The organism is Nocardioides soli (assembly GCF_014191495.1).
GTDB classification, from domain to species: domain Bacteria; phylum Actinomycetota; class Actinomycetes; order Propionibacteriales; family Nocardioidaceae; genus Nocardioides; species Nocardioides soli.
This window is the reverse complement of record NZ_JACHWR010000001.1, coordinates 720,822-741,010: the sequence shown is the minus strand read 5'-3', so window position 1 is coordinate 741,010 and position 20,189 is coordinate 720,822. Positions and strand designations below refer to the sequence as shown.

At 72.6% G+C, this 20,189-nt stretch carries 16 protein-coding genes and 1 pseudogene; 6 read left to right on the top strand and 11 right to left on the bottom strand.

Annotation, left to right across the window (positions count from 1 at the left end):
• Positions 1-87 precede the first annotated feature (87 nt).
• Positions 88-936: a hypothetical protein gene (locus tag FHU40_RS03620; protein WP_183590896.1), complete on the top strand. Its 849-nt coding sequence runs from the start codon at positions 88-90 to the stop codon at positions 934-936.
• A gap of 40 nt (positions 937-976) precedes the next feature.
• On the opposite strand, the gene FHU40_RS03615 is transcribed toward FHU40_RS03620, so the two are convergent.
• Complete coding sequence (locus FHU40_RS03615; RefSeq protein ID WP_183590895.1) at positions 977-1,690, bottom strand: TetR/AcrR family transcriptional regulator; 714 nt, start codon at positions 1,688-1,690, stop codon at positions 977-979.
• An 83-nt stretch (positions 1,691-1,773) separates the two neighbouring features.
• Here FHU40_RS03615 and FHU40_RS03610 point away from each other — a divergent pair, with 83 nt between their 5' ends.
• From FHU40_RS03610 to FHU40_RS03600, 3 genes are all read left to right on the top strand, one after another.
• Positions 1,774-2,946 carry an acyl-CoA dehydrogenase family protein gene (locus FHU40_RS03610; RefSeq protein ID WP_183590894.1) on the top strand — a complete coding sequence of 391 codons (1,173 nt, stop codon included), beginning with the start codon at positions 1,774-1,776 and terminating at the stop codon, positions 2,944-2,946.
• Between the two features lie 408 nt (positions 2,947-3,354).
• On the top strand, positions 3,355-4,368 hold the full coding sequence (locus FHU40_RS03605; protein ID WP_183590893.1) for an AAA family ATPase: 1,014 nt from the start codon (positions 3,355-3,357) through the stop codon (positions 4,366-4,368).
• 9 nt (positions 4,369-4,377) lie between these two features.
• Complete coding sequence (locus FHU40_RS03600; RefSeq protein ID WP_183590892.1) at positions 4,378-6,816, top strand: S8 family serine peptidase; 2,439 nt, start codon at positions 4,378-4,380, stop codon at positions 6,814-6,816.
• Between the two features lie 293 nt (positions 6,817-7,109).
• Here the strand turns inward: FHU40_RS03600 and FHU40_RS03595 are convergent, their stop codons facing one another.
• On the bottom strand, positions 7,110-8,564 hold the full coding sequence (locus FHU40_RS03595) for an MFS transporter (protein WP_183590891.1): 1,455 nt from the start codon (positions 8,562-8,564) through the stop codon (positions 7,110-7,112).
• A gap of 334 nt (positions 8,565-8,898) precedes the next feature.
• Between FHU40_RS03595 and FHU40_RS27965 the strand changes: the two are divergent.
• A pseudogene (locus FHU40_RS27965) lies at positions 8,899-10,239 on the top strand (bifunctional DedA family/phosphatase PAP2 family protein); the annotation flags it as partial.
• Positions 10,240-10,281: 42 nt separating this feature from the next.
• Here FHU40_RS27965 and FHU40_RS03580 read toward each other — a convergent pair.
• The 7 genes from FHU40_RS03580 to FHU40_RS03550 form a co-directional block, all read right to left on the bottom strand.
• A complete protein-coding gene (locus FHU40_RS03580) occupies positions 10,282-11,031 on the bottom strand; it encodes a PIG-L family deacetylase (protein WP_183590890.1) in 750 nt (249 codons plus the stop codon).
• Positions 11,032-11,036: 5 nt separating this feature from the next.
• Positions 11,037-13,232, bottom strand: coding sequence for a glycosyltransferase (locus FHU40_RS03575; RefSeq protein ID WP_183590889.1), 2,196 nt, complete (start codon positions 13,230-13,232; stop codon positions 11,037-11,039).
• Entirely contained in the window at positions 13,229-14,005 is a 777-nt protein-coding gene (locus FHU40_RS03570; protein WP_183590888.1) for a polyprenol monophosphomannose synthase, read from the bottom strand. The genes FHU40_RS03575 and FHU40_RS03570 overlap by 4 nt, the downstream gene beginning before the upstream one ends.
• Before the next feature lie 43 nt (positions 14,006-14,048).
• The gene (locus FHU40_RS29310; RefSeq protein ID WP_343057709.1) at positions 14,049-15,134 is read right to left on the bottom strand and encodes a phosphatase PAP2 family protein; all 1,086 of its coding nucleotides are present in this window, start codon (positions 15,132-15,134) and stop codon (positions 14,049-14,051) included.
• Positions 15,135-15,201: 67 nt separating this feature from the next.
• Positions 15,202-15,588: a response regulator gene (locus tag FHU40_RS03560; protein ID WP_183590887.1), complete on the bottom strand. Its 387-nt coding sequence runs from the start codon at positions 15,586-15,588 to the stop codon at positions 15,202-15,204.
• The gene (locus FHU40_RS03555) at positions 15,585-17,162 is read right to left on the bottom strand and encodes a hypothetical protein (RefSeq protein ID WP_343057708.1); all 1,578 of its coding nucleotides are present in this window, start codon (positions 17,160-17,162) and stop codon (positions 15,585-15,587) included. The genes FHU40_RS03560 and FHU40_RS03555 overlap by 4 nt, the downstream gene beginning before the upstream one ends.
• An 8-nt stretch (positions 17,163-17,170) precedes the next feature.
• Positions 17,171-17,350, bottom strand: coding sequence for a hypothetical protein (locus FHU40_RS03550; protein WP_221199492.1), 180 nt, complete (start codon positions 17,348-17,350; stop codon positions 17,171-17,173).
• Positions 17,351-17,590: 240 nt separating this feature from the next.
• Between FHU40_RS03550 and FHU40_RS03545 the strand changes: the two genes are divergently transcribed.
• Positions 17,591-17,929: a hypothetical protein gene (locus tag FHU40_RS03545; protein ID WP_221199491.1), complete on the top strand. Its 339-nt coding sequence runs from the start codon at positions 17,591-17,593 to the stop codon at positions 17,927-17,929.
• Between the two features lie 50 nt (positions 17,930-17,979).
• Here the strand turns inward: FHU40_RS03545 and FHU40_RS03540 are convergent, their stop codons facing one another.
• Together FHU40_RS03540 and FHU40_RS03535 are read right to left on the bottom strand one after the other, a co-directional pair.
• The gene (locus FHU40_RS03540) at positions 17,980-19,479 is read right to left on the bottom strand and encodes a hypothetical protein (RefSeq protein ID WP_183590885.1); all 1,500 of its coding nucleotides are present in this window, start codon (positions 19,477-19,479) and stop codon (positions 17,980-17,982) included.
• Positions 19,476-20,177, bottom strand: coding sequence for a hypothetical protein (locus tag FHU40_RS03535; protein WP_183590884.1), 702 nt, complete (start codon positions 20,175-20,177; stop codon positions 19,476-19,478). Before FHU40_RS03535 ends, FHU40_RS03540 begins: the two co-directional genes overlap by 4 nt.
• Positions 20,178-20,189 lie beyond the last annotated feature (12 nt).

Here is a 20,189-nt window from a genome sequence, read left to right as displayed (position 1 = left end):
GTCCCCGGGCGGGTTCACGGGTTAGTGTGACGCCCGTCTCTGCTACCAACCGGTAGCGAAACGAGTTGCTCGGAGGGAGCACACTTCATGAACCTTCGTCGCCTCACCGCCCGCACCGCCGTCGCGGGCGTCGCCACCGCGGTCGCCGCCGGCGCGCTCGTCGGCATCAGCGCCACCGCTGCGAACGCCGTCGAGAACACGACGACCTACGCCTGCACCGCTGCCGGCTCGCCGGTCGGCGACTTCGCGCTCAAGGTCTCCACCCCGGTGGTCCCGCCGACCGCGACCGCCGGGCAGAGCTTCCCGCCGGGTCTGCTCAGCCTCGACGCGACCGTCACGATCCCCGCGACCCTGGCGCCCACGCTGGGCGGCGCGGGTGTCAACGGTGGCCGCGTCGACGACTACGCCGCGATGCTCGGCACCACCGCCATCAAGGCGCCGCTCAAGTTCGGCGCACCCGCCCCGAACCCCGACGGCAGCGTCACCATGACGGGCACCGGCGCCAACGAGGCCTTCACGCTGCCGGCGTCCGGCACCTACAAGGTGCAGTTGCCGTCGTCGTTCGTCTTCACTCCGACGACCGCCGCCGGCGACTTCCCGGTCACCGTCGCCTGCACCAGCGCCGCTCCCGGCGACCTCGGCTCGATCGAGATCACCAAGGCGCCCTCCACGCTGAAGGCCAAGGTCAAGAAGGCCGGCAAGAAGTACCAGGTCACCGTCAAGGTCAAGGGCGACGAGAACCAGGCCGAGCTCCCGACCGGCAAGGTGACCGCGAAGTACGGCAAGAAGAAGGTCACCAAGAAGGTCGCCAACGGCAAGGCCGTCATCAAGCTGCCGAAGGCCGCCGCGGGCAAGAAGGTCAAGATCTCCTACAGCGGCGACGGCTACGTCGCCAAGAGCAAGACCTCGGTGAAGATCAAGAAGGCGAAGAAGTGACCTCTCGTCACTGACGCACCACGTCGAACGCCCGGCCGGGTCACCCGGCCGGGCGTTCGCGCGTCTCGGGTACGCCGTGGCCGGGTCCGCTGCCCGGGGCCAGCAAAGCCCGCCGTACCTGGCCGACGACGGCGTCCACGTCGGTCGTCCCGGTGGTGACCACGACCGTGACCGGGCCGGGGAGGGCCGCCCGTCGAGGCTCCAGGCCGGTCAGGGCCAGGTCGAGCGCGGCGCTCAGCGCCGCCTCGGGGTCCTCGGTCTCGCCCCGCAGCCAGGACCGGAGCACGTGGTTGTGGGCGGTGATCACCGACGAGGCGGTCAGCTCGGCCCGCAGCGCGGCCTCCGGAGCGTCGCCCAGCCAGGCGCGGAGGTGGTGGCTGAACAGCCGGAAGTAGCGGTGCACGCTGGCAAGCTCGCGGTGCCGCAGCGGGGCGACGGTCCGGGTGAGCCGGTAGCGCTGACGCGCGGTCTCGCCCTCGGCGAGGTAGTGCGCGAGCACGATGCCGGAGGCCTCCTCGAGCGCGGTGCGTGCGGTGGCGGCGGTCCCGGTGGCGAGCCGGGCGCCGACCTTCTCCAGCAGGCCGTCGTGGTCGGGGAAGACCACATCCTCCTTGGTCGGGAAGCGCCGGAAGAACGTCGTCCGGCCCACGCCGGCGCGCGCCGCGATGTCCTCGACGCTGGTGCTCTCGAACCCCTGCTCGGCGAAGAGCGTCATCGCGGCGTCGACGAGTCGGCGGTTGGTGGAGGCGGCCATGGCGGGACCTTACGTTGGCGGGATCGAGTCCTGGAGATATGGTACGGAGTACCGTTCGTCATCTCGACCCGGAGGTCACGGCCATGAGCGCCGAGTTCCCGATGTTCGCCCTCTCCGAGGAGCACCAGGCCGTCCGCGCGGCGGTCCGCGACCTGTGTGACGCCAAGGTCGCGCCGTACGCCGCCGACGTCGACGAGCACGCTCGCTACCCCCAGGAGGCGGCCGATGCGCTGCTGGCGGCCGACTTCCACGCCCCGCACGTACCGGAGCAGTACGGCGGGGCCGGGGCCGACGCGCTCGCGACCGTGATCGTCATCGAGGAGGTCGCCCGGGCCTGCGCCAGCAGCAGCCTGATCCCCGCGGTGAACAAGCTCGGCTCACTGCCGGTGCAGCTGGCCGGCTCCGAGGGGCTCAAGCAGCGTTACCTGACCCGCCTCGCCGCGGGCGAGGGCGGCTTCTCCTACTGCCTCTCCGAGCCGGACGCCGGCTCGGACGCCGCGGGCATGAAGACCCGCGCGGTCCGCGACGGCGACGACTTCGTGCTCAACGGCGTCAAGCGGTGGATCACCAACGCCGGCGTCTCGGAGTACTACACCGTGATGGCCGTGACCGACCCCGAGAGGCGGTCGCGGGGGATCTCGGCGTTCGTCGTCGAGAAGTCCGACGCCGGCGTCTCCTTCGGTGCGCCGGAGAGGAAGCTCGGCATCAAGGGCAGCCCGACCCGGGAGGTCTACCTCGACAACGTGCGGATCCCCGCCGACCGGATGATCGGGGCGGAGGGCACCGGCTTCGAGATCGCCATGCGCACCCTGGACCACACGCGCGTCACGATCGCCGCGCAGGCCGTCGGCATCGCCCAGGGCGCGCTCGACTATGCGCTGGGCTACGCCCAGGAGCGCCAGCAGTTCGGCAAGCCGATCGCCGACTTCCAGGGCCTGCAGTTCCTGCTCGCCGACATGGGCATGAAGGTCGAGACCGCTCGGCAGATGACCTACGCCGCCGCCGGCAAGTCCGAGCGCGGCGACTCCGACCTCACCTTCTTCGGGGCGGCCGCGAAGTGCTTCGCCTCCGATGTCGCCATGGAGGTCACCACCAACGCCGTCCAGGTGCTCGGCGGCTACGGCTTCACCCGCGACTACCCGGTCGAGCGGATGATGCGCGACGCCAAGATCACCCAGATCTACGAGGGCACCAACCAGGTGCAGCGGATCGTGATGGCCCGCCAGTTGCTCTCCGGGGTGCAGTCGCAGCTGTAGGCACGAGAATCACCAACCCTGTAAGGGATCCGAGCACACGGTGGCACCGTGGCTCTCCTAACGCTAGTCCTAGCAGGCCACGCCGTCGAGGGCACCTGTCGGCATGGTTAGGCACTCGCCACAATGGGGTTGTGTGACGCTTGTGTGCCGCAGCAGGGGCCTATGGAGCGGGCCAGTTGGGCCGCTGCCGGCGAAGAGCGGGCGCGTCTCCGCGACGAGGTGCGGGGCGCTCGACCGACGCCCACGGCACGCTGTCGGTGGACAGCGAGACGATGTCGTCGACGACGGTCGTCAGGCGGCGCTCCGTCGTCATCGGAAGTAGCGCCGGAGCCGGGTGAGGCAACTACACTCAGGCGCGTCACCGCTCCGCGGACGGATCCGGCAGTCGAAGGTGGAGGAGGCGAGGAGATGGCGAGAAGCGACCAGCTCAAGGAACTCTTCGCGGCGTACTCGCGGGCCGACGACGGATCGTTTCGGGAGGTTGCTGGCCGGATCATTTCGGACGAGCGCCGTCGCGGCCATCGGCTCCTCGCGAGCGACCTCGAGCACGCCCTGAATCGCGATGCGCTATCGATGACCGAGGGTGCACTCTCGCTGCGGCCGTTGCCCAAGGACCGCGACGACCGCCCGCTTCTGACGCTGGCCAAGCCGGCGCACGAACTGGGCGACCTGGTGCTGGCCGCCGATACCGTGACGGCGATCGGTGAGATCGTCGAGGAGAACCGGAGCAGGTCCCTTCTTGCGAGCTTCCGCCTTCTGCCGCGGCGGCGGCTCCTCTTCATCGGCGACCCAGGAACGGGCAAGACCGCATCGGCTCACGCGATCGCAGCTGAGCTCAGCCTCCCCGTGGCGAGTGTGGCCCTGGCTGCGCTCGTGTCGTCCTATCTCGGCGAGACGGCCAAGAACGTCGAGTCGGTCGTACAGTTCGCCGAACTCACGCCGTGCGTGCTTGTCTTCGACGAGTTCGAGTCCGTAGCGGCGGAACGCGGGGTGGGGAACGACCACGCCGAGCTGCGACGGGTCATGGCGACGGTTCTGCAGTTGATCGAGGAGATCGGCGGCGAATCGGTAGTGGTTGCGACTTCCAACCATCCCGGCTTGCTAGACAGCGCCATCTGGCGTCGCTTCGACGACGTGATCCCCTTCTCGCCGCTCAACATCACGGGCATCGAAGCGCTCCTCCGGCTGCGCCTCCAAGGTGCGCCGCACCGGCTGGGACTGCGCAAGTGGGCCACGAAGTTGAAGGAGTTCACGCCAGCCGAGGTCGAGCTGATCGCTCTCGACGCGCAACGGCGGTGGGTCCTCTCAGGCGCGAAGCTGCTCGCCGACGAGCACCTCTCGGCCGCGTTCGAGCGGCGGCAGCGCGCCACGCCGACCGCGCAAATTCCGAATCCGCCGACCAAGAAGGCAAATCGTTCGTAGCATGCCGGGGTGTCCGAGCAGTTGTCGCTCATCGAGCCCCAACGGCACACCCACCTTCGACTCGCTGCAGCCACCGACCCTGGCCCGCGCCGAACGCGCACGCCCGGTCGTGGCGGCGCTCCCGCCTACACAGATCGTGAACGCCATGCTGAAGACCTGGGCCGTCAGGTCAGCACCATCGCCGATGAGCATCGCCGCCGCTCCGAGGTCTTGGGCGTCGATCCCGAGCTGATCCTGGTTCTGGAGATCAACGGGCCGCTCGACCCGGCGGACGTCGAGCGGGCCGGGCTCCGTGTTCTGGAACTGCGCTCGGACCGCGCGCTGGTGGCTTTCGCGCAGGACCCGGAACTCACCGAGTTCGTGCGCCGCAATGACCTCTACATGCAGGGCACTCGCGGATTCACCGACAAGGGATACGAGCGGGCCGCCGAGTACGAGACGCTGTTCGACAAGATCGACGCTCTTCGCCCGATTGGCTCGCGCGACCTGATCGGTGTCGAGCTGGCCCGCCACCTGGACGAAGGACCGGACCCGGGTGAGGTTGTGCGCCTCGAGATCAACTGCTGGTGCTCCGAGGACGCTGGAGAGGCGCAACGTCGCAACGCCGACGTGGCTGCCGCCGTCGGACGTGCCGGCGGTACGGTTCATGCCACCTCGGTCCGCGCCACTGCGGGTTGGTCCGTGGTCTGCTGCGACCTGCCGGTGGGCATGCTCGAGGAGGTACTGGCGACCGACCGGATCAGCTGGGTCGACCTCATGCCGAGCCCGATGCTGGACGCGCCCGAGTTTCTCTCCGCGACGCCCGAGTCGCTCCCGCTCGCCGTAGCCCCGAGCTCAACGGCTCCGATCCTGGCCGTCATCGACAGCGGAATCCGGTCAGCGCATCCGCTTCTCGCTCCGGCCGTGATCGGGGCCGAGGCTGTGGGAGAGGGAATCGCCGACGGCGGCGACGAGAGCGGACACGGAACGCTCGTCGCGAGCCTCGGGCTCTACGGCTCTCTGGAGGAGCCGCTTGCCACCCGGAGTTCCGTCGTCCCTGCCGGGCGGCTGCTGAGTGTGCGAGTCCTTGATCGCAACGATCGGTTCCCCGACGACCAAGCCTGGCCGGACCTCCTCCTGGAGGCGATGACTGTCGCAGCCGAGGCAGGGGCGCGAGTGATCAACCTGTCCCTGGGAGACAGCCGGCGTCCCTACGCCGGACCGCGCCCGACGCCCATCGCCGCGATGGTCGACCAGTTCATCCGCTACCACCAAGACGTCGTTGTCGTGACCTGCGCCGGCAACTACGACTCTGGGCAGCACGACTTGGGCCGCCTGCGGTCGAACGACTACGTCGCCGACCTTCTCACGCTGCCCGAACCCGGCATCCTCGATCCGGGCACTGCCGCCCTGTCCCTGACCGTTGGCGGCCTAGGCGGCGGCCATCATCAAGGCGTGTTCGTGCGGGCCTCCGCCGACAAGGTCGTGGTCGGCGGACCAAACCTTCCGAGCCCGCATACTCGGGTTGGGCCGGGCCCGATGGGCGCGATCAAGCCCGAGCTGAGCGCACCGTCGGGGAGCGCCGTTGTGGACACCGTAGTGGGACGGGAGGACCGAGGCAGCACGCTCGGCAAGGTCGTCGGGGCCGGAGGCAACGCGCCCGACCGGCTACTCGCGGCCGGGCGAGGAACGAGCTACGCGGCGCCGCTTGTCAGTCACGGCGCGCTGCGTGTGCTCGGCCAGTACCCGGAGCTGAACGGCAACAGCGTCCGCGCGCTCCTGCTCGTTGGCGCCGACCAGATCCCGACCTACCTCGACTCCGGCGCTCCCGCTCGTCAAGATGAGCGACGCCTCACCGGGTACGGACGGGTGTCGCCCGAACGGTCCGAGATGTCCGACGATCATCGAGTTGTGCTCCTGAGCCAACACACAATCCGAGTGAACCAAGCGCACTTCTACCGTGTCGCCATACCGAGCAGCTTCCGCGTCGCCGGCGGTCGTATCGACCTATCAGTCGCATTGGCGTTCGACCCGCCTGTTCGAGTCACCCGGTTGGACTATCTGGCGAGCAAGATGAGCTTCCAGGCCTTCCACGGTCCCTCTCTCGAGGAGGTCCGGCTCGCGTACGTCAAGGCAGCAACCGAAGAAGACCTGGAGGACGACGTCGCCCTGACCCCGTCCGGCTTGCGCGGCCGGCTCGACCTTCAGCCGGCGGATACCGAGCGGAGCCGCGGAGCGAACCAGCTCGGGCGCTACGTCCGCCATCAGAAGGTCGCCGACGACCGGCCGGATGAGCTCGTGATCGCTGTCCGCAACCAGAACCGCTGGGACGTCGACAACGCGGAGCAGCGATACTCCCTGGCCGTGATGCTCCAGCGGGACACAGGGCACCCGAGCATCTACGCCGAACTTCGCGCCGAACTTGAACCGCTCGTTGAGATCGAGATCGAAGCAGAAGCCGGGTTCTGAACCCACGAAAACCGAAGCAGCGAAGCGTTCGCGCAAGTCCCGACCGACACCACGCCGGACCGCACACAGCGGGCGTGCCGGTGTGACACCGGTGTGCCGCCCGGAGGTAAAACCGCAGGTCAGGCGCCGGAATGCCCCGGGATCGGCTACCACCCAGATCTACGAGGGCACCAACCAGGTGCAGCGCATCGTGATGGCCCGCCAGCTGCTCGCCGGGGTGCAAAGCAAGATCTGAGCGCGGGCTCGCGACTGCCGCCGGACCCGTGAGTCCGGCGGCAGTCGGCAGAGCCGCGTCAGACCCGTGACGCGGCTGTTGGCGACGCGTCGCCAGGCGCGGGTGCCGTCGGTGCGGGCCGCAGGAGCGCGGCCGAGGCGACGGCGCCCGCGAGCGCGACGACGGCGGCGGCGAGGAACGCCGCGGAGTAGCCGTCGGTCCGGGCCGCCGGGTCTGCCACCGCACTCGCCCCGGCGGCGGCTGCGACGGCGGTGATGACGGCCAGGCCCAGGGCGGAGCCGACCTGGTAGCTGGTGTTCACGATGCCGGAGGCGAGACCACCCTCGTCGGGAGCCGCGGAGGTGATGGCGGTGCCGAGGGACGGGATGAACGCCAACGCCATGCCGAGCGCGGCCACCAGGGAGGCGGGCAGGACGTCGACCACGAAGCTGCCGTCGGGGTCGACCCGGGAGAGCCAGCCGAGGCCCACGGTGAGGATGGCCAGGCCGGCGACCGTGGTGCGCTTGGGTCCGATCGCGGTGATGACGCGCGGAGCGATCAGCGCCATGCCGATCATGATGAGTGCGGTCATGGGCAGCAGCGCCGCGCCGGAGGGGAAGGCCGAGTAGCCGAGGACCTGCTGCAGGTAGAGGTTGAGGAAGAACCACATCGGGACCCAGGCGGCGCCGAGCAGCGCCTGGGCGAGGTTGGCGGCACCCAGGTTGGGCGCGGCGAAGATGCCGAGCCGGACCAGGGGCTGGGCGGCCCTGGCCTGGCGGACCACGAACGCGACCAGCAGGACGGCGGCGAGGCCCAGGGCGGCCCAGGTGCGCCAGGAGCTCCAACCGACCTCGGGAGCGGAGACGATGCCGTACACCGCCGCCGTGAGACCACCGGTCACGGTGACCGCGCCGAACACGTCGACCCGGACCTGGGAGCCGGCGCGTCCCGCGGGGAGAAGTGAGGGCGTGACGGCCAGGATGACGGCCGCGATGGGCAGGTTGACGAGGAACACCCACGGCCACGAGGCGTACTCGGTCAGCACGCCACCGAGGAACACCCCGGCGGTGCCGCCGGCCGGCGCCGCGGCGCCGTAGACCGCGAGGGCCTTGGTCAGCTCGCGGGGCTCTCGGCCGAACAGCATCATCAGCATGGTCAGGGCGGCGGGCGCGATCAGCGCGGAGCCGGCGCCCTGGAGCGCGCGGCCGGTGAGCTCGACGGCGACGTTGCCGGCCAGGCCGGCGACCAGCGAGCCGGCGGCCAGGACGACCCAGCCGGCAGTGAAGACGCGGCGGGCGCCATAGAGGTCGGCGAGCTTGCCGCCGGCGAGGAGGAGCCCGCCGAACGCGATGACGTAGGCGTTGAAGACCCAGGTCAGGTCCTCCGGGGAGAACCCGAGGTCGTCCTGCATCTGCGGGAGCGCGACGCCGATGATGGAGGTGTCCATGATGACCATGAACTGGGCCGCGGCGATGACGGCCAGGCCGAGCCATCGGCGTTGCGGTGGCGACGGAGCGGTGCTCGTGTCGGACATTGTCGGTCTCCTGGGTGGTGGCGTGTCCCCGTCGGGCCCCGTGCTTCGGATACCCCATGGGGGTATCAATCTCTGACGGATCGAGAACATACCCCTGAGGGGTATATGGCGCAAGCATGCCGTCGCCGGGGATCGGGTCGAGGCCGAACCGCGGGATGACGCCTGGGCGCGGCTCTTCATGCTGCCTTCATCCGCGGGTTCCTACCTTCGAGGCGTGAAGGTCGTCGGGCTCGTCGCCACGGTTCCGGGTCGGCACGCCTGGAGGCCGGCTCGCCCGGCGGCCTTCCCGACCTCGCCTCCGGGCCGGATCTCGTGAGCCCGGGGGAGTGAGGCCATGACCGACCGTGTCGCCGCGCTGCTGCTGGGGTTCCCGGCCTGGGCCGCTCTCGTCGCCGTGTTCGCGCTCCCCGCGCTGGAGTCCTCCGCCTTTGTCGGGTTCGTCTTCCCGGGCGAGATCGCGCTGATCCTCGGCGGGCTGCTGGCCCAGCAGGGCCGGGTGGCCCTGGTCGCCGTGCTGGCCGCGGGGTTCGCGGGGGCGGTCGTCGGAGACATCGTGGGGTACGCCGTCGGCCGTCGCTACGGTCACCGCGTCCTCGGCGGCACCCTCGGCCGGTTCGTCGAGCGCGACCGCCTCGACCGGGCGGAGCGCTACCTGGCCGCCCGGGGCGGTCGCGCGGTCTTCCTCGGCAGGTTCACCGCGGCGCTGCGGGTGATGATCCCGGGAGCCGCGGGGATGGTGGGGATGCGGTACCGCACCTTCGCCGTCTACAACGTCGCCGGCGCCGCGGGCTGGGTCGTGCTGTCGGTGCTGCTCGGCTACCTGGGTGGCCGCAGCTGGCAGCGCGTCGAGCACGTCGCCTCCCGGGTCGGCCTCGGTGCGCTGGTGCTGCTCGTGGTCCTCCTCTCCGCGGGGGTGGCCTGGCGCCGGGCCCGGCGTACGTCCGGCGCTGCCGTGCTCGTGCGGCTGCGGGACGGCGACCCGGTCCGATGGGCGGGTGCTCGCTTCCCCCGCACCGCCGGCTGGATCCGTCGCCGGCTGGACGGCGGGACGGGCCGCGGGCTCGCCGCGACCGCGGCCGGGGTGGTGCTCGCGGTGCTGACCTGGTCGTTCCTCGCGATCACCCAGGACGTCGCCGGGCACGACGAGCTCGCCGCCGACGATCCCGGCATCCACGACTGGGTCGTGGCCCATCGCGTGCCCGCGCTCGACGCCTTCTTCCGACTCGTCACGCACCTGGGCTCGAACGCGGTCCTGGTGCCGCTGCTGGTCATCGTCATGGGCACCGTCGGGTGGCGGCTGCGGACGTGGCGGCCGATCGTCACCACGGCGCTCGTGTACGGCGTCGCCGCCGTGCTCCACGTCGTCGTCGGAGCGTGGCTGCAGCGACCGCGACCGCCGGCGACCGACTGGATCGCACCCGCGTCGGGCTGGTCCTACCCCTCGGGCCACACCGCCCAGGCCTGGGTGGGCTGGGGCATGCTCGCCCTCGTCGTGGTCGGGTACGCCAGACCCGGGCTCGGCCGCGAACGGCGCCGGCTCGGCACCGCGGTGACCATCGGTGCGGTGGCCCTCGCGGTCGTGATCGCGACCCTGGTCAGCCTCAGCCGGGTCTACCTGGGCGTCCACTGGCCCACCGACGTGCTGGGCAGCACCACGATGGGCCTGGCGCTGCTGGCCGCGGTGGTCCTGGAGCGGCTGCTCCGGTCCGCCGGGAGGTCAGGCGACCTCGACGAACCACTCGGTCCCGAGCACGCGTCCGGACAGCGGCCGGGGCAGCGCGAGCAGCAGGGTGACGGTGCGCAGGCCGCCGGTGCGCTGCGAGGCGTGAGCGGCGAGGGAGGCGCGCTTGGCGGCGAGGTCGGGGCGCACGTCCACGGCGAGGCCGACCGCTGATCGCTCGGAGAAGATCTCGTCACCGGGGAGCGTGATACCGCGCAGCAGCGACGCGAACGGGCGGACGAGCCGGAGCAGCCGGACCAGCCAGGTGCGGTCGACCGTGGCCTCCAGCAGCAGTGGCCGGGTGGCGGCGAGATCCTGCGCCCGTCGGGCCACCCGATGGACCTGGACGTGGTCGGGGTGGCCGTAGCCGCCGTTGGCGTCGTACCCGGTGAGTACGTCGGCGGCCTCGTCGTCGAGGACGGCGGCGACGGCACGGGCGGCGTCGTCGACGGGGACGTCGGCGAAGCGACGGGCGTCATGGGTGGGTCGCCCGGCCATGCCGGAGTCGGCGTGGCCGAGCCACACCAGCCGGGCCGCGCCGATCGCCGCCGCGGACGCCGCCGCCTCGACCCGCCGTACCTGTGCCAGCGAGGCGGATCCGGGGCGGGGCGCGGCCAGTCCGGCGCCGCCGTCGGTCGCGAACACGAGCACCACCCGGTCGCCTGCCGCCGCCCGCTGGGCGAGCCAGCCGCCGGTCAGCAGCGCCTCGTCGTCGGGATGCGCGTGCAGGGAGACGATGGTGGCCACCGCGGTCAGGCCTCCATCGCCACGAGCGGCGGCAGGGCGCCGAGAGCGGGCTGTGCCGCACGCGTCCGGCTCCTCGCCAGCTCGTACAGCTCGGCGGTCCGGTCGAGGGAGTCCGACCAGTCGCAGCCGGGGGCGACCGCGCGGTTGTGGGCCGCGATCCGCTCGCGCAGGTCCCGGTCGCGCACCAGGTCGGCCAGCGCGACGGCCAACTCGGCGTCGTCGTCCACGAGGATCCCGTCGAGCCGGTCGCGGACGAACTCCCCGACCCCGCCCCGGCGGCTCGCGACCACGGGCAGACCGGCGCAGCGCGCCTCCAGGGCGGCGATCCCGAACGACTCCCTCGGCGCCGGAGCGACGTAGATCGAGGCGCCGGCCAGCTCGTCCCGGACCTGGTCGCGGGTCAGGCGGCCGGTGATCCGGACCTGCTCGTCGAGACCGTGGCGGCGCACGGCGCGCTCCACCCGGGCCCGCAGCGGGCCGTCGCCGACGAGCACCAGCCGGAGGTCGTCGCGACCGGTCAGCCGGCGCACCCGGGCGAACATCCGCACCAGCTGCACCGGGCGCTTGCGCGGCATCAGCCGCATCACGCTGACGATGGTGAGCGGGGTGCCGGGGCGCCCCGGTCCGGCACCCGGGCCCGGCGGGCGCCACGACGCGACGTCGATTGCGTTCGGCAGCACCGCGACCCGCTGGTGGCCGAACGACCGGTTGAACGACCGGCCGAACGTCTCCGCCGCCGCGCCGCTCACGGCCGACCAGGCCACCGGCCGGTGCCGGAGCCCGGCCAGCGCGGCGAGTCGGAGGATCGCGCCGGGGCCGCTCCACATCGAGTGCACGGTGACCAGGACCGGGACGCCGGCCCGGGCCGCGGCGCGGGCCACGCCGACGCCGTACGGCGAGAACATCGACAGGTGCACGTGCGCGACGTCGTAGCGGCCGACCGCGACGCGTGCCTGCGCCGCCGAGAGCCGACGCACCCAGGAGGGATCGGCGCCGTCGGGCGTCGTGGGAGTCAGCACCTCCGCCTCGAGACCGAGCGCTCGCTGGTGGCGCACGAGGTCGTCGACGTGGGTCTCGATCCCACCCAGCCGCGGGAGGAAGACGTCGGTGACGTGGGCGATCCGGCGCGCCCGGCCCGCGCCGACGAGCGCGGACGCCACGGTCGCTCGCCGGGCCGACCAGCGCTGACGGAGGAGCCACACGCCGAGGGCGCCGCTCCCGACGGGGATCTCGACGGCGAAGATGAACGCGCGATAGAGGACGGCGGCGCCGGCCGCGCTCGCCGGGTCGCCCCCGAGCGCGAGCAGCACGCCGACCAGGCCGAGGTCGGCGATGCCGATGCCGCCGGGGGTCAGCGGCACGATCGTCAGCGCCCGCTCGACCGCGAACGCGGCGAGGATCTCGGGCCAGGTGTTCCCGCCGCCGGTCAGATGCAGGCAGAGCCCGAGCAGCAGCCCCTGCAGGGCCACGTAGCCGGCGATCCCGACGGACATGCGCAGCCAGCCCTGGGCGACCAGCGCGGCGCACTGGGCCCGGACGTCGAGCAGGGCCGCGGCCAGCCCCAGCTCCCGCTCCCGACGGACCAGTCGCAGCACCCGGCGTACGGCGGCCTCCAGTGCGCGACCGACCACGTCGGCACCGCGCGGGCCGACCAGCACGTACGCCGCGCCGGCCACCATGGCGACGAAGCCCGCGCCGGTGAGGGCCGCCGCGGCCTGCACCGGCGGTGTGAGCCGCTCCCCGGCCTGCGCGAGCGCGACCACGGCGATCACGGGCAGCAGCAGCTTGGAGCCGACGTCCCAGAGGTTCGTGAGGAAGGTGTAGCCGGTGAACGCGCGGCCGTCGATCCCCCAGGTGCGCATCATCCGGCGGTTGAGCTCGACGCCGGCGGCACCCCCGAGCGGTACCACGTTCGCGAGCGCGCTGCCGGTCAGGTTCAGGGTGAGGGCGCGACGATGCGTCAGGCTGGGCGCGGCCGCGGTCAGCACGAAGGAGTGGACGTAGAGGCCCAGGAACCACAGGGCGGCCAGCGCGAGCGCCGCCGGCCAGTGGAGGGATCCCAGCACCGGCAGGAGCCCGTGCCAGGAGACGTCGACGGTCCGAGGCAGGACCGCGACGACCAGGGCCAGCGCCACCGCCCAGGAGACGAGGAACCGGAGCCGCGCCAGCGGATCGGTGCGGGAACGGGTCTCGGCCCTCATGCCTGCGCCACGTCCTTCGGTGCGGCCGCCGGCGGCCGGAGGGTGGTCGCGGCGCGGACCAGCTCGCCGATCCGCCAGCGCAGGACGAGCGAGGCCGCCTCGCTCGCAACGGCGCCGGTCATCTTGGAGTGCCCGGCGGTGCGCTCGGTGAAGGTGATGGGGAGCTCCGTCAGCCGCAGTCCGTGGCGTTCGGCGTGCCAGGTGTTCTCGACCTGGAAGCCGTATCCGGTCGATGCCGTCGTCAGCACGCCGGCCGCGGCGACGGCGTCGGTCCGCCAGGCGCGGAACCCGGACGTCGTATCGCGTGTGCGCAGTCGCAGCACGCCGCGGGCGTAGGAGTTGGCCGCCCAGGACAGCGCCCGGCGCCGGGCCGGCCAGCCCTCGGTGCGGCCACCGGCCACGTAGCGCGAGCCGATCACGACGTCGCTCGAGCGCAGCAGCTCGAGCATCGCCGGCACGGCGGACGCCGGGTGCGAGCCGTCCGCGTCCATCTGCACGATCGCGTCGTACCCGGCGTCGACGGCGGCCGCGAACCCGGCGCGGTAGGCGGCGCCGAGGCCGTCCTTCGCCGGTCGTGCGAGCAGGTGGACCCACTGGTCGAACCCCGGGTGCGCGCGGACGATCCGCTGTGTGCCGTCCGGGCTGTCGTCGTCGACGACCAGGACCTCGAGGGAGACGCCGGGCGCGTGGGGGCGGACGGCCCGGAGAGACTCGAGGAGATCCCCGATGGTGTCGGCCTCGTTGTACGTCGGGACGACGATCACGCAGCGCATGGTCGGAAGGTAGGTCGGTGTCGATGAAGGGAGCATGAAGCCGTCAGCGGGCGTCGTCGCCGGCTCGTGCCGACCGCCGTCCCGCCGCTCGCGGGGGTCGCCGGCGTACGCCGACGGTCAGTGGGCCGAGCACCCAGGCGAGTGCCGCGATGGCCAGGCCCGCGGGGAGATCGACGGCGAAGTGCCAGCCGAGGTAGACCGTCGCGACCATGGTTCCGGCGAGGAAGACCGCCAGCACGACGGTGGTGCGGCGCATCCGGTGCCACCACGCGAGCCCGAGGATCGTGGCGGTGACGGCGACGTGGAGGCTGGCGAACGCCGACACCTGCGCGAACGCGTCCGGGGCGTGCGGGTGCGCGAGGAGGTGGTCTCGCTGCGCCAGGTAGTCGGCCTGGGTGTCCTGGACCGGGAGGTGCGGCAGGCCCGAGAAGTCACCGGGTTCGGCGTGGAACGGTCCCAGCGACGGGATCGCGTAGTAGGTCGCGGTGCCGAGGATCCATACCCAGACGAACGCCGCGATCCCGGCGTACGCGTCCCGCATCCGTGGGGCCAGCACGACGGCGGCCGGGAACGCGACGACGACGAGCGTCGCGAAGGCCTCGTACCAGACCATCAGCACCCAGGCGGCGGCCTGCTGGCCGAGCAGGTCGTGCAGGAGGACCGCCGGGCTGTGTCCGAGGAAGAGCCAGTGGTCCCATGCGGTGAGCATCGCGTCGCGCGGGGCGTTGAAGACGTCCCAGCTCTTCAGGTTGTGATAGGTGAAGTACGTCGCGTGGTAGGCCAGCAGCGCCGTCCACGCGAGGGCCACCCGCCCCCAGGTCCACCGGGCGCGGACGGTCGACCACCCGCGCCGCACCGACCGTGGGTGGTCGGTGCGGACGAGCCCGTCCAGCGCGACCAGCCCGAGGAAGATCGCCGACGTCAGCGCCACGCGACCGACCAGGTAGGCGCCGTGCGGGTCGCGGAAGGGAATGCCGAGCCGGGCCGACCGGGCGATCCCGACCCCGATGAAGCACACGACCACGGCCCAGAGGCGGGCGGCGCGCCACCAGGCGGTCCGTGCCGGCTCCCGGATCTGCCCGACCTCGGCGTCGGGCCTCCGGGTGGCGGTGGTCCTCGGATCCGTCACAGCGGGAACCTAGGTGGCGGAGGATGAAGCGGGCGTGAAGGACGGCACTCCCTGGACCGACGCCGCCCTACACCGGCGGGTCGCCGGGGTGGCCGCCACGGCGGTGGAGCGCACCCAACCGAGCGATCAGCTCGTCGAGGTCGAACGGCTTGGTGAGGTAGTCGTCGGCGCCGGCCTCGAGGCCGGCGATCCGGTCCCGTCGGTCGCGTCGGGCGGTGAGCATCAGGATCGGCGTCGACAGCCCGAGGTCGCGCAGCCGGCGCGTGACGGTGACACCGTCCATGCCGGGCAGCATCCAGTCCAGGAGGACCACGTCGTAGCCGGTGTCGGTGCACAGCCGGTCGTAGGCGGCGCGGCCGTCGTGGACCACGTCGGCCCGCCAGCCGGCCTCGGTGAGGGACTCGTCGAGCAGGTCGGCCAGCCGGACGTCGTCCTCGGCCACCAGGACTCTCACGGGTCGCTCCCGTCCGGTCGGTGCTGCCACACGTGCCAGTCGCCGTACGCCGTGCGCTCGACGTAGTGCTCCTCCAGCACCTGCTGGGTCGCGGTGGCCTGCAGGCCCCACGAGTCGAGGCTGCCCCCGGCCACCACGACCCAGCGCGGTGCGGCCGGTCCGGTGAGCACGGTGCCGAGCTCGGTCAGCCGTGGGTCGCGGACCCGGACGGGCAGGCTCCACAGCTGCTCGTAGGGGCTGTGCAGTCCGCTCGCGGCCACGATGTCGGGATGTCCGAAGGCGACCACCACGCCGTCGGCGGGGTCGGAGTGCTCCCGCAGGTAGGTGGCGACCTGCCCGTCGTCGGAGACCGTGTCCGGAGCTGCGGCGTGCTGACCCCAGACCACCGCGCTCGCCAGCACGACGTAGGCCAGGCACCCGGTGAGCAGAGCCCGGCTCCGTCCGGAGGCCGGCGCGAGCATGACCAGGAGCAGGGCCCCCGGGACGAGCCCGGTGAGGTAGTGGAGCCAGTAGCTGCCGCCGAGCGCGACGGCGCAGAGCTCCCAGGCCGCGAGGCCGAGCGCCGCCCACACCAGCGGGCTTCGTGCCCCCCGTGCGCCGCGGGAGCGTCGCAGCGCACCGAGGCAGGCGATGGCCAGGAGCACGGCCACGCCGCTGGCGAGCGCCGCGAGCCCGAGATGGAGCAGCCGCTCCGGGGTGGCCGTCGACGCCGAGGAGCGGATGGTCGCGGAGGCCTGGAGCCGGAACCGGACGGTCGCGTCCCACAGTCCCGTCGGCGTCGTGCCCTGGACGGCGGCGGTCGCGAGGGCGGCGCCGAGGAGCGCGGCGCCCGATGCCAGGAAGACGCACATCCGATGCCCCAGGTCGGGCAGTCGGCGCCGGGAGGCGAGGAACAGGATCAGCGCGAACACGTAGACGTCGACGACGTTCTGCTTGACCAGCGCGGCCGCCATGCCGGAGGCGCCGGCGGCGGCGGTCAGGAGCAGGGCGTCGCGGCCCCACGGGCGCCGGGTCGCGGCGATGAGACAGCCGACCCCGGTCAGTACGAAGGGGAGCGCCAAGACCTCGCCGTTGGCCTCGGGCATGCCGAGCAGCGGGTTCGACAGCAGTGCCACCGCGGCGACGACCGTGGCCGTCCGTGTCCAGTGGACCCCTGGGGAGACCACCTGCGCGACCAGGCCGGCGAGCAGGACGGTGAGTCCGCTCGCGACCGCGCCCAGGAGCTTCACGGTCGGCGCGGTCACGCCGGTCGCTGCGTGGCCGATCGGTCCGAGGTGTGCCGCGAGCGAGAACAGCCACAGGAGAAGGGGCGGTCGGTCGACCCAGTAGCTGCCGTAGAGCGACGTGCCCGGGTGCCACTGCTGGGCGATCAGCAGGAAGCCGCCCTCGTCGGGTGAGAGGGGCCGGTCGAGGAACGGGAGCCAGGCGACCACCGCGAGGATCGCTGCGGCGGCGACACCGATCAGGCCGCGGAGGTCGCTGCCGCGTGCCTCCCGCGACCGTAGCGGGGCGGACCGCCGCGTGCGTCCGAGAGCTTCGGAGGCGCCGGGAACGCCGGGAGCGTCGAGAGCCACGGCACCACCTAGGTGAGCTCGGCGACCCGGTCGACGGCACCGGGGGCGCCGCCGCCGAGCAGCACCGCGGTCTCGCCCGGGAACACGAAGCCCAGGAAGGCCGAGGACTCCAGGGCCGGCAGCGCGAAGACGATCGACAGCACCAACCAGGCCGGCGTGGACAGCAGGTGCTCCAGCAGCCCGGTCATCACGCCTCCCTCCGCTCACTCCCGGCCCTGCGGCCGGGAACCCGACCGTAGGTGGGCGCGCATGAAGCGACGATGAAGGACCGCGGCCGGCTTCACGCCCCCTTCATGGAGTCGTGCCTACGGTCGCGCCGTGAACGGTCCCGTGCCCGGCACCGCCGTCCCGACGACGGCGGTCGCGGGGAAGGACCCCGGGCTCGGGCGGCGACCATGACGTCGGGCGGTCCGGAGCGGCCTTCCTGGGTGGCCGTCGACTCGCGCTACGGCCGCGCCTGGACGACGGCCGTGCGCGTCACCGCGGCCGGCTGGGCCGGGGTCGCCGCCCTCCAGAGTCCGCGCCTCCCGCTGGCGCTGCTGGTGCTGAGCCTCGGCGCCGTGGGCGGCCTGCTGCTCGGCACCGGTCCGTGGGCGGCCGGCTCGCCCACCCGTCGGTACGCCGCCGGGGCGCTGCGCGCGGCCGCGTGCGTGCTGGTGGTGGTCGGGATCGGCCACCATCTCGAGGCGGGCGTCGCGACGGTGACGCTCCTGGCCGCGACCTCGCCCGTGGTGCTGGGCCGGATCACCCGGCTGCTCCATGGATGAACGACGACGTGCCCCTGCCCGGGCGGGGCAGGGGCACGTCGGATGAGCCGTCAGCGACGCACCGGGGCCTTGGCCTTGGCGACCAGGGAGGATCCGCGGTAGACGACGGTGACCTTGGCGGTGCGGGGCACCGGACGGAGCCGGAGCGTCGCCCGGCCCTTCTTCAGCTTCGCCGTGACCCGCTGGCCCGCGGCACGCACGGTGATCTTGCCCTGAGCGATGACCCCGGGCGCGGTGACCCGGACCTTGACCTTGCCCCCGACCAGCCGGGCGCGGAGCTTGGCCGCGGCCTTGCCGACCGGCTTGGTGGCCGCGGTGTCGACCGTGCCGCTGGGGCGGCCCGAGGCCTGCCCGGTGAAGCGGACGGAGATCCGCGCGCCGCGGTCGAGTGCGCCCAGCCGGTACGTCGTACCCGTCGCGCCCGGGATCGGCGTGCCGCTGCGCAGCCACTGCCGGCTGGTCGTCGCACCTGCGACCGACCACGTGGGCGCGGTGGCCGTGAGGGTCCGCCCGATCCGCGCGACGCCGGTCACGGCTCCGGTGCTGGTGGCCCGGACCGCCTGGTCGCCGACGCCGCCCGGTCCACCCGAGCCCCCGCCGGGCTCCTGTGCCGGGATCGGCCCGACCGCCGGCGCGGCGAACACACCGTCCTCGTAGCCGGCGGCGGTGGCCGTCACGACGACGTGGAGCATCGCCCCGGCGTCGGCGGCCGAGACCGTGTAGTAGCTGCCGGCACCGCCGGGGATCAGCACGCCGTTGCGGTACCAGCGGTAGATGACCGAGGACAGCGGGGTGAACTCGCCGTGCCGCGCCTCCAGCCGCTCGCCGATGCGGGGCGTGCCCACGATGACCGGCTGCGAGGAGATTCCGATCGTCGGCGCGTCCGTGACCACGTTGACCGTGGCGTCGCGCATGGTGGTGCGTCCGACCACGTCCTTCGCGACGACCGAGACCATCCGCTGCCCGGCGGAGCTGGTGTCGAGCAGGCCGCCGACCGCGGTGCTGCCCGCGCAGTCGGTGATCCAGGACGTGGCGTCGCCGCAGGAGAAGGTCACCGGCACGCGCTCGCCGACGCGCACGGTGCTGCCGTCGACCGGCGAGTCGATGGATACCGACGGGCTCGTGGTGTCCACGCCGACCCACTCGGTGCGGGTGGTGACGAGGCCCGTGCGGTCCTCGGCCCGGATCTCGATCTTGGTGGAGCCCTCGGCCGCGATCCGGAGCGGGACGGTGACTTCGCGGGCGTTCGTGTAGGTCTGGGTGTTCGTCCCGACGGTCGCACCGGACATCGTGTAGCTGACCTCGCGAACCCCGAGGTCGCCGGTGTGGTTGTCGGCGACCCGGATGCCGAGGTCGACCGGATCGCGGTGCCACCCGTCGACGTCCCCGACCGGCCGGTCGACCGCGATCACCGGGGGCGAGGTGTCGTCGGGCGTTGGGTCGCCGCCACCCGGATCGATGGTGGGGTGGGTGGCGCCGGTCGCCGCGGTCGGTGCGGCGAGCAGGAGCGCCAGGGCGGCGAGGCCGCCCGGGACGAGTCGGTGGGTCATGCGAGTCCTCCTTGCAGGATGGGGCTGCGGCCGACCGTCAGCCAGCTCCCGACGACGATGAGTCCGAACATCGAGAGGAACGGCAGACCGGGTACGCCGGTAACGGCGACGGCAGCGGTGATGAGTGCGGTGAGTGCGCCGGCGACCGCGCCCAGGGGGCGGGACACCAGGCCTTCGGCGAACGCCATCCAGGCGATCCCGCCGAGTGCGACGGTGACCGGCAGCCAGCCGACGTACGGGCTGAAGTCGTTCATCACGTAGTAGACGTACAGGCCGCTGTCGTCGTAGTAGTCGTCCTCGGCCGCGCCGTGGAGGTAGTTCCCCAGAGCGCCCTTCCAGCCGTAGGCGAGCGACAGCGCCGCCGCGCTCGCGACCAGACCGAAGGTCACGATCCGGGCGCCGAGGGACCACACGAAGGTGTGGGTGACCCGGCGCTGCCACACGGCGGCGAAGACGAGCAGCGCCGCGACGCACAGATAGCCCACGAACCCGCCCAGCCGGAACATCTCGTGGTCGAGGGCCGCTATGTTGGCGACGCCGACGGTGGCCGAGGGGCCGTCTCCGGCGCGGGTGTCGGTGACGACCGTGGCGATCAGGCCGAGCAGACCACAGCCGACGGCCCACAGCGGCCACCAGTGGAACCGCTTCGCCGCCGGCATCCGGGGTGCCGGTGGCGCCTCGGTGATGGGTCGGGACATGGTCTCGCTTCC

Excerpts from the sequence above, each read along its gene's own strand:
- FHU40_RS03620 (WP_183590896.1), top strand. The coding sequence starts at position 88 with ATGAACCTTCGTCGCCTCACCGCCCGCACCGCCGTCGCGGGCGTCGCC.
- FHU40_RS03615 (WP_183590895.1), bottom strand. The coding sequence starts at position 1,690 with ATGGCCGCCTCCACCAACCGCCGACTCGTCGACGCCGCGATGACGCTC.
- FHU40_RS03610 (WP_183590894.1), top strand. The coding sequence starts at position 1,774 with ATGAGCGCCGAGTTCCCGATGTTCGCCCTCTCCGAGGAGCACCAGGCC.
- FHU40_RS03605 (WP_183590893.1), top strand. The coding sequence starts at position 3,355 with ATGGCGAGAAGCGACCAGCTCAAGGAACTCTTCGCGGCGTACTCGCGG.
- FHU40_RS03595 (WP_183590891.1), bottom strand. The coding sequence starts at position 8,564 with ATGTCCGACACGAGCACCGCTCCGTCGCCACCGCAACGCCGATGGCTC.
- FHU40_RS03575 (WP_183590889.1), bottom strand. The coding sequence starts at position 13,232 with ATGAGGGCCGAGACCCGTTCCCGCACCGATCCGCTGGCGCGGCTCCGG.
- FHU40_RS03570 (WP_183590888.1), bottom strand. The coding sequence starts at position 14,005 with ATGCGCTGCGTGATCGTCGTCCCGACGTACAACGAGGCCGACACCATC.
- FHU40_RS03550 (WP_221199492.1), bottom strand. The coding sequence starts at position 17,350 with ATGACCGGGCTGCTGGAGCACCTGCTGTCCACGCCGGCCTGGTTGGTG.
- FHU40_RS03540 (WP_183590885.1), bottom strand. The coding sequence starts at position 19,479 with ATGACCCACCGACTCGTCCCGGGCGGCCTCGCCGCCCTGGCGCTCCTG.
- FHU40_RS03535 (WP_183590884.1), bottom strand. The coding sequence starts at position 20,177 with ATGTCCCGACCCATCACCGAGGCGCCACCGGCACCCCGGATGCCGGCG.